Origin of the sequence: Billgrantia tianxiuensis (genome assembly GCF_009834345.1) — a bacterium.
GTDB lineage: Bacteria > Pseudomonadota > Gammaproteobacteria > Pseudomonadales > Halomonadaceae > Halomonas > Halomonas tianxiuensis.
Window position 1 is genome coordinate 638,266 of sequence record NZ_CP035042.1, and the last position, 12,413, is coordinate 650,678.

The 12,413-nt window shown below is 65.0% G+C and carries 13 protein-coding genes; 5 read left to right on the plus strand and 8 right to left on the minus strand.

The genetic code is table 11. From position 1 onward, the window contains the following. Positions 1 to 143: 143 nt before the first annotated feature. Both EKK97_RS02940 and trxB read left to right on the plus strand, forming a co-directional pair. Complete coding sequence (locus EKK97_RS02940; RefSeq protein WP_159548880.1) at positions 144 to 353, plus strand: zinc ribbon domain-containing protein; 210 nt, start codon at positions 144 to 146, stop codon at positions 351 to 353. Positions 354 to 500: 147 nt separating this feature from the next. Continuing rightward, the gene (gene trxB / locus EKK97_RS02945; RefSeq protein ID WP_159548882.1) at positions 501 to 1,451 is read left to right on the plus strand and encodes a thioredoxin-disulfide reductase; all 951 of its coding nucleotides are present in this window, start codon (positions 501 to 503) and stop codon (positions 1,449 to 1,451) included. A gap of 36 nt (positions 1,452 to 1,487) precedes the next feature. Here trxB and EKK97_RS02950 read toward each other — a convergent pair whose 3' ends face one another. Beyond that, complete coding sequence (locus EKK97_RS02950) at positions 1,488 to 1,802, minus strand: SlyX family protein (protein ID WP_159548884.1); 315 nt, start codon at positions 1,800 to 1,802, stop codon at positions 1,488 to 1,490. Between the two features lie 50 nt (positions 1,803 to 1,852). Between EKK97_RS02950 and EKK97_RS25295 the strand changes: the two genes are divergently transcribed. Next, the gene (locus EKK97_RS25295; protein ID WP_159548886.1) at positions 1,853 to 2,317 is read left to right on the plus strand and encodes a cold-shock protein; all 465 of its coding nucleotides are present in this window, start codon (positions 1,853 to 1,855) and stop codon (positions 2,315 to 2,317) included. Between the two features lie 156 nt (positions 2,318 to 2,473). Here the strand turns inward: EKK97_RS25295 and EKK97_RS02960 are convergent, their stop codons facing one another. The 7 genes from EKK97_RS02960 to map form a co-directional block, all read right to left on the minus strand. After that, positions 2,474 to 2,881, minus strand: coding sequence for a hypothetical protein (locus EKK97_RS02960; RefSeq protein ID WP_201296997.1), 408 nt, complete (start codon positions 2,879 to 2,881; stop codon positions 2,474 to 2,476). A gap of 19 nt (positions 2,882 to 2,900) precedes the next feature. Beyond that, positions 2,901 to 4,073: a succinyl-diaminopimelate desuccinylase gene (dapE, locus tag EKK97_RS02965; RefSeq protein WP_159548888.1), complete on the minus strand. Its 1,173-nt coding sequence runs from the start codon at positions 4,071 to 4,073 to the stop codon at positions 2,901 to 2,903. After that, positions 4,060 to 5,085 (minus strand): 2,3,4,5-tetrahydropyridine-2,6-dicarboxylate N-succinyltransferase, encoded by a 1,026-nt coding sequence (gene dapD / locus EKK97_RS02970; RefSeq protein ID WP_159548890.1) that lies wholly within the window; start codon positions 5,083 to 5,085, stop codon positions 4,060 to 4,062. The genes dapE and dapD overlap by 14 nt, the downstream gene beginning before the upstream one ends. A gap of 32 nt (positions 5,086 to 5,117) precedes the next feature. Further along, on the minus strand, positions 5,118 to 5,462 hold the full coding sequence (locus EKK97_RS02975) for a Spx/MgsR family RNA polymerase-binding regulatory protein (RefSeq protein WP_159548892.1): 345 nt from the start codon (positions 5,460 to 5,462) through the stop codon (positions 5,118 to 5,120). Then, entirely contained in the window at positions 5,462 to 6,661 is a 1,200-nt protein-coding gene (dapC, locus tag EKK97_RS02980) for a succinyldiaminopimelate transaminase (protein WP_159548894.1), read from the minus strand. The genes EKK97_RS02975 and dapC overlap by 1 nt, the downstream gene beginning before the upstream one ends. Positions 6,662 to 6,762: 101 nt before the next feature. Beyond that, positions 6,763 to 9,444 carry a [protein-PII] uridylyltransferase gene (locus EKK97_RS02985; RefSeq protein WP_159548896.1) on the minus strand — a complete coding sequence of 894 codons (2,682 nt, stop codon included), beginning with the start codon at positions 9,442 to 9,444 and terminating at the stop codon, positions 6,763 to 6,765. Positions 9,445 to 9,455: 11 nt separating this feature from the next. After that, positions 9,456 to 10,247 (minus strand): type I methionyl aminopeptidase, encoded by a 792-nt coding sequence (map, locus tag EKK97_RS02990; RefSeq protein ID WP_159548898.1) that lies wholly within the window; start codon positions 10,245 to 10,247, stop codon positions 9,456 to 9,458. A gap of 324 nt (positions 10,248 to 10,571) precedes the next feature. Between map and rpsB the strand changes: the two genes are divergently transcribed. Both rpsB and tsf read left to right on the plus strand, forming a co-directional pair. After that, positions 10,572 to 11,318 (plus strand): 30S ribosomal protein S2, encoded by a 747-nt coding sequence (gene rpsB / locus EKK97_RS02995; protein WP_159548900.1) that lies wholly within the window; start codon positions 10,572 to 10,574, stop codon positions 11,316 to 11,318. A gap of 168 nt (positions 11,319 to 11,486) precedes the next feature. Next, on the plus strand, positions 11,487 to 12,356 hold the full coding sequence (tsf, locus tag EKK97_RS03000; protein WP_159548902.1) for a translation elongation factor Ts: 870 nt from the start codon (positions 11,487 to 11,489) through the stop codon (positions 12,354 to 12,356). Positions 12,357 to 12,413: the final 57 nt, after the last annotated feature.

The following is a 12,413-nucleotide window of genomic DNA, read 5'->3' on the forward strand; positions in this document are numbered from 1 at the left end:
CTTTTCTTCAGTCTCATGCCTAACACATGGTCATGATAGGTCTCCCTTTCAAGCGCTGCCCAAGGTTTCTATGCTGAACGAAAGACCGTTGCATGGCGCTGATGCTCCGCCGAGGGAAGGGGCGGCGCTTGGGGAGGTCCCGCATGCATGAAGAGCGGCTCGACAGCTATTCGGTCCACTGCCCTTACTGCAGCATGCCTTTCGACCTGCTGGTCGATGTCTCTCAAGGCAGTCACGCAACCTGGGAGGACTGCCCCTACTGCTGCTCGCCGATCCAGGTTCGGGTAGAGGTATCGCCGATCGAAGGCGAGCTGGAAGCCCTGGTGCTGGGGCGCGACGACGAGGTGCTGTAACGTTCCCATGAGGGGAAAGAGGTACCACGCCCCGGACGCCCGAGACTGGTACAATGGCCTCAACCATGCTCCCGGTAACGTGCGACGACACGTCCGGGGCGAGACACGTCATGCCTCATCCCGTTTTCGAGTTGCGAGGATCTCTTCATGAGCGAAGCGCGTCACGAACGCCTGATCATCCTGGGCTCCGGTCCGGCCGGCTATACTGCTGCCGTCTACGCGGCGCGGGCCAACCTCAAGCCGGTCCTGATCACCGGCATTCAGGCCGGTGGTCAGCTGACTACTACTACCGATGTGGACAATTGGCCCGGTGACGATGCCGGCGTGCAGGGGCCGGAACTCATGGAGCGCATGAAGCGTCATGCCGAGCGCTTCGATACCGAAGTGCTGTTCGACCACATCCATGAGGTGGACCTGCGCAACCGCCCCTTCACCCTCAAGGGCGACAGCGGCAGCTATACCTGCGATGCGCTGATCATCGCCACCGGTGCCAGTGCGCGCTACCTGGGGCTGCCGTCCGAGCAGCAGTTCATGGGCCAGGGGGTGTCGGCCTGTGCCACCTGCGATGGTTTCTTCTACCGCAACAAGGAGGTCGTGGTGGTGGGCGGCGGCAATACCGCCGTGGAAGAGGCGCTCTACCTCTCCAACATCGCCTCCAAGGTCACCCTGGTGCACCGCCGCGACAGCCTGCGCGCGGAGAAGATCCTGCAAGACAAGCTGCGTGAGAAGGCCGAGAACGGCAACGTCGTGCTCGAATGGAACCACGTCCTGGAAGAAGTGCTGGGCGATGCCAGCGGTGTGACCGGCGTACGCATCCGTTCCACCATCGACGACAGCGTGAAGGAGATCGCCGCCCCTGGCGTGTTCATCGCCATCGGCCACAGCCCCAACACCGGCATCTTCGAGGGTCAGTTGGAGATGCACGACGGCTACATCAAGGTGAAGTCCGGCCTCGAGGGCAACGCTACCGCTACCAGCGTGCCGGGCGTGTTCGCCGCCGGCGACGTGATGGATCACGTCTACCGGCAGGCGGTGACCTCCGCCGGCACCGGCTGCATGGCGGCACTGGATGCGGAGCGCTACCTCGACGACCTGTAGAACGCGGCTACGCTGCTGCTCTTCTCTCTTCCTTCTTCAGTAATGCGGCGGCACCTCATCCTGCGGTGACGGTGCCGTCATCTCCGAATCCTGCAGCGCCCGCTGCTGGTCGCGCAGCTTTTCCTGCATCAGGGTATTGATCCGCTCCAGCTGCGCCAGGCGCCGTTCCTGGGCAGCCACCGCCTGGTCCAGCGTATCCAGCCAGTGTTCCTGGTAGGCGATGCGGCTCTCCAGTGTCTCCAGTCGGGCGGCGAGCGTATGCTCGGGGCTCATGCTAGAATCGTCGCGCTGCGTGTCGCTGTTCATCGTGACACCTTCATTGGCCGACGGGGCCTTGGGTCGCGTCGTCATCTGACATCCTGTTTCATCAATTCCACATAACAAGTGAGCAATACGGATCCATGAATCGCAAGGTTATCATTCGCTGTACGCTGATCAGCCTCCTGCTGGCGCTGCCGGCTCCGTTGCTGATCGCACTGTTCATTTCACTGACCGGAGGCGATCTGGCACGCCAGCTGTTCGCCATGCTCGAGGTCGAGGGTGTAGCGGCGGTCTATTTCGCCGTGGCGGCGGCGGCCTTCGTGCTGCTGCTGATCGCAACTCTCACACTGCATGCCTTCAGTCCCAGGCTTGCAGTGCTGGCCGATGTCGAGAACGACGATCGCGAGATCGGCGAGGTCAAATGGTTCAACGTTAACAAAGGTTACGGCTTCATCAAGCGTGAGAGCGGCGAGGATGTGTTCGTCCATTTCCGCGCCATTCGCGGCCGTGGGCACCGCACCCTGGCCGAGGGGCAGAAGGTGCGCTACCACGTGATCGAGAATGAGCGGGGGCTACAAGCCGACGACGTCACGGTAATCACCTGAACGAAGCGCCTGCGCTCGACCAGGCGTTGTTGGAAGCGTGGGGAAGAGCAATCCCGCCTAGCCTGGTCATCGCTCGGCAGCTTCTCGCATTGAGTCCCGCTCTATCACAACCCATCGCCTCGCACGTTTTGACGTGCGGGGCGATGTCGTTTCGGGTCACTGGCCGGAGTCGGGCCAGTCGATGGCATTTTCGCTGCCGTCGGGCAGTACCTGCCAGAAGCGGTCGGGGTCGTCGCCAGGCTGCCAGCCGCCAAGCGAGCAGCGGACCTCACAGTCGAGCCGGGTGGCGGCGTCGCGGGCGCAGTCGGCGTCGCGCGGCCACGGTGTGTGAGCGCTGTCGAACCACAGGCTGGCAAAGCCGTCGGCAGCTTTTTCCACCAGCAGCACCGGTACCTCGTGCCCCTCGTAATGGCCGCGGGTTTGCCACTTGTTACGCCCGGCGCCGCGCAGTGGAGCGGCATCCAGCATTTCGCCGAGCCAGGCATCGATGGCCTCGAATGGGGTCTGACGCAGGTAGATCTCAATGTCCGGATAGCGCATGGGGCTCTCGTGCAAGTCTGGCATGGCGAACCTCTCGGCGCGGTCAGGGCTGGGCGGTGCCGTTGACGAAGAGCTTGGCCAGGATCGCTTCATAGACCTGGCTCAGATCGTCGAGATCGGCGGCGCGCACGCATTCGTTGGCCTGGTGGATGGTGGCGTTGCGTGGCCCCAGCTCTACTACCTGGCTGCCCAACGTGGCAATGAAGCGTCCATCCGACGTGCCGCCGCTGGTCGAAAGCTGGGGCTGGCGGCCGAGCACCGCTTCCACGCCGTGCAGGGCGGCTTCCACCAGTTCGCCTTCGGCGGTCAGGAAAGGCTCGCCGTTGAGTGTCCAGTCGAGCTGATACTCGAGACCGTGGGCATCGAGTATCGCTTCGGTGCGTGAGCGCAGCTGTTCATGGGTCACTTCGGTGGAGAAGCGGAAGTTGAACACCACCTCCACATCGCCGGGGATTACATTGGTGGCCCCGGTGCCGGCACGCAGGTTGGAGATCTGGAAGCTGGTGGCTGGGAAGAAGTCGTTGCCGCTGTCCCAGTGTTCACGTACCAACGCGTCGAGTGCCGGCAGCGCCTGGTGAATCGGGTTGCGCGCCAGATGCGGGTAGGCCACATGGCCCTGGATTCCCCTGACGTGCAGCACGCCGCCGAGCGAGCCGCGACGACCGTTCTTGATCACATCGCCGAGCGCGTCGGTGGAGGAGGGCTCGCCGACGATACAGTAATCGAGGCGCTCGTTGCGCTCGCGCAGGTGCTCGACCACGGCCCGAGTGCCGTCCACCGCGGGCCCCTCCTCGTCGGAGGTGATGAGGAAAGCGATCCGCCCGTGGTGGTCGGGGTGGGCGCTGACGAAGCGCTCCACCGCAGTGATCATTGCCGCCAAGCTGCCTTTCATGTCGGCCGAACCGCGGCCGCGCAGCATGCCCTCGTCATCGATGCAGGGCTCGAAGGGGGGCGTCTCCCAGTGCACGTGGGGGCCGCTCGGCACCACGTCGGTATGGCCGGCGAAGGCCAGTACCGGGCCGTGATGGCCATGGGTCGCCCAGAAGTTCTCCACGTCGCCGAAGGGAAGGCGCTCGATTTGGAAGCCCAGCCGCTCCAGGCGCTCTATCATCAGCGCCTGGCAGCCAAGGTCGTCGGGGGTGACCGAGGGGCGGCGAATCAGCTCGAAGGCGAGCTGCAGGGTCGCGGAGAGCCCCTGTGGATCAGTTATGGGCATGCAGGGCCTCGTTGAGCGCGATGGCACTCTTGTTGGTCAGGCACTCGATGCGGCCGTTCTGAGAGTTGCGACGCAGCAGTAGGTCGCTCTGACCGGCCAGTTCGCGTGCCGCCACGGTCTTGACCTCTTGGCCCTGGTCGTCGAGCAGGGTGACCTTGGCCCCGGCGGTGATGTAGAGACCGGCCTCGACGGTGCAGCGATCGCCCAGCGGGATGCCGATGCCGGCGTTGGCACCGATCAGGCAGCCTTCACCCACCTTGATGACGATGTTGCCGCCGCCGGAAAGAGTGCCCATGGTGGAGCAGCCGCCGCCCAGGTCGGAGCCTTTGCCCACCATCACGCCGGCCGAGATACGGCCCTCGATCATGCCCGGACCCTCGGTGCCGGCGTTGAAGTTGACGAAGCCCTCATGCATCACGGTGGTGCCTTCGCCCAGGTAGGCGCCCAGGCGCACTCGCGCGGTGTCGGCGATGCGCACGCCGCTGGGCACCACGTAGTCGGTCATCTTGGGGAACTTGTCGACGCAGTCCACCGACAGCGTGCGCCCCTCCAGGCGCGCCTTGAGGCGGCGGGCGGGCAGCTCCTCGATGTCGATCGGGCCTTCGCTGGTCCAGGCCACGTTGCGCAGCAGGCCGAACATGCCGGTGAGGTCGACGCCATGCGGCTTGACCAGGCGATGCGACAGCAGGTGCAGCTTGAGGTAGACCTCGGGTGCGCTCTGCGGCGGCAGGTCGTTTTCCAGGAAGGTGGCGACCAGCGGCCGCTGGCTGGCGGCCAATGCCTCGACCAGCTCCGCCTGAGCCACGTGGCCCGCTGCCTTGAGCGCCTCGGCAAGCTTGGCACAGTGCTCCGGCAGGAAGCTGACGGCGCTATTACCGGTGGGAACGTCGAGCACCTTGCCGACAGCCTCCACCAGGCTGGCATCCGGCTTGAGCAGCGGCGCCGGATAGTAGATCTCCAGCCAATCGCCCTGGGTGTTCTGGGTGCCGATTCCGAAGGCAAAACTCAGCATGTGGTGTCCTCACGTCTTGAAGGGGATGGGCTTCAGCCCTTGAGATCGTCGTAGTCGCCGTCGCGGTAGCCGACGCGTATCTCGTCGCCGGTATCGAGCAACGGCCGCTTGAGCAAGGTGGGATTGGCCATGATCAGCGCGCGGGCCTTGTTGGCGTCGAGGTCCTGCTTGTCCTCCTCGGGGAGGTTGCGCCAGGTGGTACTGCGCCGGTTGAGGGCCTCCAGCACCGGGACTCGCGCCAGGATATGCTCGAGCAGCGCCGCGGAGAGGCCGTCCTCGCGCAGGTCGTGTACCTGGTAAGGCAGTCCCTTCTCTTCCAGGGCCTTGCGCGCCTTGCGGCAGGTGTCGCAGTTCTTGATCACGAAGAGGGTTGCCATCATGCACTCCTTTCGATGAAACGGCGAATTCGATGGGCGGCTTCCACGGTAGCCTCGCGTTCGGCCACCAGTGCCAGCCGCACGCGGCCCGCACCGGGATTGATGCCATCGATGCCCAGGCGTCCCATGTAGGCGCCGGGCAGCACGCTGACATGCTCCGCGGCGAACAGGGCTCGGGTGAAGGCCTCGTCGTCGCCGCCCGGTACCGCCGGCCATAGATAGAAACTGGCCTCGGGCGCGGGAAATTCAAGCACCGGGGCGAGAATTTCGCTCACCGCGGCGAACTTCTCGCGATAGGCGTTGCGGTTGTCGCGTACGTGGCTCTCGTCGTTCCAGGCGGTGATCGAGGCGTGCTGCAGCGGCAGCGACATGGCGCAGCCATGATAGGTGCGGTAGCGCTTGAACGGTGCGATCAGCTCGGCGTCGCCAGCGACGAACCCCGAGCGAAGCCCTGGCAGGTTGGAGCGCTTGGAGAGCGAGTGGAATACCAGGCAGCGGCGGTAGTCGTGGCGGCCGATGGCGGCGCAGGCCTCGAGCAGCCCCGGTGGTGGAGAGCCCTCGTCGAGGTAGAGCTCGGAGTAGCATTCATCGGAGGCGATGATGAAGTCGAACTCATCGGCCAGGGCGATCAGTTTCTCGAACTCGGCACGCGGCGTGACCGCACCGGTGGGGTTGCCCGGCGAGCAGAGGAAGACGACCTGCACCTCGCGCCAGGTGTCGGCCGGTACGGCATCGAAGTCGGGGCGAAAACCGCTCTCGGCCCGGCAGTCGAGATAGAGCGGTTGACCGCCGGCGAGCAGGGTGGCGCCTTCATAGATCTGGTAGAAGGGGTTGGGCACTGCCACCCGGGCCGGACGGCTGCGGTCCAGGGCCGCCTGGACGAAGGCGAAGATCGCCTCGCGGGTACCGTTGACCGGCAGCACCTGGCGCTCGGCGTCGAGCCCCTCGAGTCCGAAGCGCTGCGTGGCCCAGCCGGCGATGGCGTCGCGCAGCTCGGGAATGCCGGCGGTGGCCGGGTAGCGGGCGAAGTCGAGCTGATGCGCCGCGAGGGTCTCCAGCGCGGCGCCGAAGGGGGCGTGCTGCGGCTCGCCGATGGTCAGCGGGATAGGTGAGAGTCCTTCGGGAGGCGTCACGCCGGACTTCAGTTTGGCAAGCCTTTCGAACGGATAGGGCTTGAGGGCGTCGAGATCGGGGTTCATTGGTGTCCAGGCGCCGTGGGGCGGCGTCGTTGTCGTGTCTGCAGGCAGACCGACGATTATAGGGAAGCCCCCGGCTCGCCTCAAACTTGTCGGCGCGCGCCTCAGCCCGCCACGTCCAGCACTTCGATCAGGCGCTCGCGCAGGCGCTGCTGACGCTCGGGGTCGGTCAGCGGTGCGCCTGACTTGTCGGTGATGAAGAAGACGTCCTCGACCCGTTCGCCCAGGGTGGCGATCTTGGCCGCCGAGAGCGAGATGTCCTGCTCCATGAAGATGCGGCCTACCCGGGCCAGCAGGCCGGGGCGGTCGGGCGCGGTCAGCTCCAGCAGGGTGCGCTCGTTGGCCGGGTCCTGCTCGATCAGCACCTCGGTGGGCACCTTGAAGTGGCGCAGCTGGCGCGGTGTGTGACGGGTGACGATCTGGGGATAATCCTCGGGGTCATCGAGTTCCTCGACCAGGTGGGCGCGGATCTCTTCGATGCGCCCCGGGTCGCGTATCGCACGGCCCTGGTCATCGAGCACGATGAAGGTGTTGAGCGTCCAGTCGTTGCTCGAGGTGGCGATACGCGCGTCGTGAATCGATAGTCCCAACTGCTCCATGGCGGCGGCGGTGGCGGCGAACAGGTCGTCCACCGAGCGGGTATGGATGAAGACCTTGGTGCCCCCCTCGGACATGTCGTCGGTGGGGGCGCTTATCAGCACCAGCGGCAGCGCCGACTCGCGGTGGGCGAGGATGCCCAGGGTCTGCCAGACGATCTCGCTGGGGGCGTACTGTAGGAAATACTCCTCGCCAAGCTGTTCCCACAAGCGCTCGACCCGGCTCAGGTCGGCGCCTACCGTGGTCAGCAGCGAGCGCGCCTCGCTGCGGGTCTCGGCGACCCACTCCTCGCGATCGAGCGGGTTGTCCAGGCCGCGCCGCAGGGCTCGCTTGGTCTCGGCGTGGAGCTGGCGCAGCAGCGATGCGCGCCAGCCGTTCCACAGCGTCGGGTTGGTGGCATTGATGTCGGCCACGGTCAGCACGTAGAGGTAGTCCAGGCGGGTCTCGTCGCCCACCAGAGTGGCGAATTCGCGAATCACGTCGGGATCGGTGATGTCGCGCTTCTGCGCCACCATGGACATCACCAGGTGGTTTTCCACCAGCCAACTGATTAACCGGGTATCCCGTTGCGACAGGCCGTGCCGCTCGGCGAAGCGCTCCACGTCGCGGGCGCCGAGGATCGAATGGTCGCCGCCGCGCCCCTTGCCGATGTCATGGTAGAGCCCGGCGATCCACAACAGCTCCAGCTTGGGTAACTGGTGCACCAGCGCTGCCGCTACCGGGAAGTCATCGCTCGCCTGCGGTTTGCGGAACTGATGAATGCACTTGAGCAGGCGCAGGGTATGGGCGTCCACGGTGTAGATGTGGAACAGGTCATGCTGCATCAGCCCGACGGCCTGGCCGAACTCCGGCAGGTACTTGCCGAGCACGCCGTAGCGGTTCATGCGCCGGAGCTGGCGTGCCACGTTGCCGCTGGAACGCAGCAGTGACATGAACAGGTGCTGGTGGTGTTCGTCGTCGCGGTAGAGGTCGTCGATCAGATGACGATTGTCGCGAATCAGGCGAATGGTGTCGGCACGCACGCCCTCGATCTCGGGGTGCTCGGCCATCAGCAGGAACAGCTCGAGCAAGGCGGAGGGATGCTCGCGAAACACCGAGCGGTGGCGCGCCTTGATGTAGCTGCCCTCGATCGCGAAGCGCTCGTTGAGGGCGACGGTCTCCAGTCGCTCTCCGTCGCGCAGGATCGCCTCGTCGAAGTGCTGCAGCAGCATGTCATTGAGCCCTGCCAGCGCGGTGACATGGCGATAGTAACGCTTCATGAACTGCTCGACGGCGAGGCGCTCGGGCGTGTCGCGAAAGCCGAACAGCTCGGCGATGGTGCGCTGATGGTCGAACAGCAAGCGATCCTCGGCGCGGCCGGTGAGCATGTGCAGCGCGTAGCGCACCTGCCACAGGAAGGCCTGGCCCTGGCTCAGGATGCGCAGCTCGGCATCGTTCATGAAGCCTTCCGCCACTAGATCCTCGTAGCGCTGGCTGCCGAAGTGGCGCTTGGCCACCCAGCCGATCATCTGGATATCGCGCAGGCCGCCCGGCGAGCTCTTGATGTTGGGCTCGAGATGGTACTCGGAGTTGTTGAAGCGATGGTGACGAGCGATCTGCTCCTGCCACTTGGCCTCGAAGAAGCGGTCGGCGGGCCACATGCTCTCGGCGGCGATGCGCGCCTTCATCGCTTCGCGCAGGGACTCCGGGCCGGCCAGAGTGCGCGACTCCATCAGGTTGGTGATGATGGTGATGTCACTCGCGGCCTCGCGTTCGCAGTCGGAGAGTGAGCGCACGCTATGGCCAATCTCCAGCCCGATGTCCCACAGCAAGGTGATGAAGGCGGTCAACGGCCCACGGTAGGGAGTGTCGTCGTCATCCTCGAGCAGCAGCATCAGGTCGACGTCGGAATGGGGGTGCAGCTCCCCGCGGCCGTAGCCGCCCACGGCGAGCAGAGCCACGCCGTCATCGGGCCACTCCTGTAGCGACCACGCTACGCTGAGCAACTGGTCGAGGCACCAGGCCCGACCGTGTATCAGGTCGCGAATGTCGGCCCCGGCGTGGAACCGCTCGTCGAGCCGGCTCTGGATGTCGCGCAGCGCCGCCTTGAACGGGGCGATGGGGGAGCGAGTTCCTGCCAGTTCGCGTCGGAAGGTCTCGGCATCGAACAGCGATTCGTCGGGGGCGAAGCGATAGTGGTGCAGGAGCATGGCGACTCGACTCAGTGGTCGAGGAAGGAGAAGTCTTCCTCATGGCGCGCCGTGAGCACCTCGACGCCGGTCTCGGTGACCAGCAGCGTATGCTCCCACTGCGCGGACAGGCTCTTGTCCCGGGTCACTGCGGTCCAGCCGTCACGCAGTACCTTGGTCTGGTGCCCGCCGACGTTGATCATCGGCTCGATGGTCAGGCACATGCCGGCGGCCAGGGTGGCGTCGGCTTCGGGCGCGTAGCCGTCATAATGCAGCACCTGCGGGTCCTCGTGGAAGCTGGCACCGATGCCATGACCGCAAAAGTCGCGCACCACCGAGTAGCCGTTGGTTTCGGCGTGATGCTGAATGGCACGGGCAAGCTCGGAGAGGCGCACCCCGGGACGTACCAGGGCAATGCTCTTGTACAGGCACTCCTGGGTCACGCGGCACAGTCGCTCGCCCTGGATGCTCTCGCCGATGACGTGCATCACGCTGGAGTCGCCGTGGTAGCCGTCGGCGGTCTTCACGGTGACATCGATGTTCATGATGTCGCCTTTCTTGAGCTTCTTGCCCGGGTCGGGGATGCCGTGGCAGACCACGTGGTTGATCGAAGTGCAGATCGACTTCGGAAAGCCGTGATAGTTGAGCGGTGCCGGCGTCGAGCCCAACTCGTTGACGATATAGTCGTGGCAGAGACGGTCCAGTTCGCCGGTGGTCACGCCGGCCTGGACGTGAGGGGCGATCATCTCGAGCACGCTGGCGGCCTGGCGGCCGGCCTCACGCATCTTTTCTATCTCGTCGGGCGTCTTGATGGGTATGTTCATGAAATCTCGGTTCAGAGGGGTTGCAGCGCCGACAACGGGGCGGCGTGGGCGGCGGGCGACTTCATCTCGTTGGCGAACTATGGTATAAAGCCGCGCGCATTCCTGCAATCGTCGCCCGCCAGGCTCGCCTGCGGCCGGCATGACAGCGAAGGCGTCGGCAGCGGGCCGCACGAGGCACAATGATGCCCACGGCGCCGGCCGTTAATCCAACAGCCTTGAAAACACACACGTACCGGCACATGGTCCCGGGTGCTGCCGCGGTTCTTCCCGGCGGTCGGATCCATGGGGTGCGTGGAGGCCTAACCCGATTTTCAGGAGTCATCCATGGCACACGTCAACATGCGCGACCTGCTCAAGGCGGGCGCACACTTCGGTCACCAGACCCGTTACTGGAACCCGAAGATGGGCAAGTTCATCTTCGGCGCGCGTAACAAGATCCACATCATCAACCTCGAGCACACCCTGCCGGCCCTCAACGAGGTGATCGACGTGGTCGAGAAGATGGCCGCTTCCAACAACAAGATCATGTTCGTCGGCACCAAGCGCAGTGCGAGCAAGATCATCAAGGAAGAAGCCACCCGCGTCGGCATGCCGTTCGTCAACCACCGCTGGCTCGGTGGTATGCTGACCAACTACAAGACCATTCGTCAGTCGATCAAGCGTCTGCGCGACCTCGAGGCCATGCGCGAGGACGGTACCTTCGACAAGCTGACCAAGAAAGAAGTCCTGATGGCGACCCGCGAGCAGGACAAGCTCGAGCGCTCCATCGGCGGCATCAAGGACATGGGCGGCCTGCCCGACGCCCTGTTCGTGATCGATGTGGACCACGAGCGTATCGCCATCAACGAGGCGAACAAGCTCGGCATCCCGGTCATCGGTGTGGTGGATACCAACTCCGACCCGGACGGTGTCGACTACGTGATCCCCGGCAACGATGACTCCATCCGTGCCATCCAGATCTACGTCAGGGCGATCGCCGACGCCTGCGCGCGTGCGAAGGAAGGCCGTCCCGACGAGTTCGTCGAGGTCACCGAGGGTGAAGGTGGCGACGCCACTGCCGCTGCCGAGTAACGGCGAGTCACCCGGGCCGGCAACGCCGGTCCGGGTGGGCGACCAATTCGTTCGGCCGCCCGCTACCGTTCCGCCGCGGCGGGGCGAGATTTCACCGGGCCCATGGGCCCGGCGCCCTTATTCCCAGGTTGAACCTAACCGGGTTCCACTTATCGAGAGGTGAATACCATGGCAGCGATCAGCGCTTCCCAGGTCAAGGAACTGCGCGAGCGTACCGGGCTCGGCATGATGGAGTGCAAGAAGGCACTCACCGAAGCCGGTGGTGACATCGAGGTCGCCATCGAGAACCTGCGCAAGAGTTCCGGTCTGAAGGCCGCCAAGAAGGCCGGCCGTACCGCCGCCGAAGGCACCGTGGCGACTCGTGTCGCCGAAGACGGCAGCTATGGTGTGGTGGTCGAGATCAACTCCGAGACCGACTTCGTCGCTCGCGACGACAACTTCAAGGCTTTTGCCGACAAGGTGGCCGATGCCTTCTTCGCTGCCAAGAGCGAGGACGTGGCGGCCGTGATGGCGGGCGATCTCGAGAGCGCTCGCGAGCAACTGGTACAGAAGATCGGCGAGAACATCGGCGTGCGTCGTTGCGCCGTGGTCGAGGCGCCCGAGGGCGCGCTGGTGGGCGAGTATGTCCACGGCGGCCGTATCGGCGTGCTCACCCTGCTCAAGGGCGGTAACGCCGAGGTGGCCAAGGACGTCGCCATGCACGTGGCTGCGATCAATCCGGCCGTGGCGCGTCCCGAGGACATGCCCCAGGAGCAGCTCGACAAGGAGAAGGCGATCATCCTGGCCCAGCCCGACATGGCCGGCAAGCCCGAGCAGATCGCCGAGAAGATGGTCGAAGGCCGTCTGAAGAAGTACCTGGCCGAGAACAGCCTGACCGAGCAGCCCTTCGTCAAGGATCCGAACCAGTCCGTGGCCGAGTTCGTCAAGGCCGCTGGCGGCGAGGTGATCGGCTTCACTCGCTTTGAAGTGGGCGAGGGCATCGAGAAGGAAGAGGTCGACTTCGCCAAGGAAGTCATGGAACAGGCTGGCCGCCGCTAAGGTCAGAGGTTCCAGTTCGATGATGGCGTGCGCGCGAGCGCACGCCTTCTCGTATCC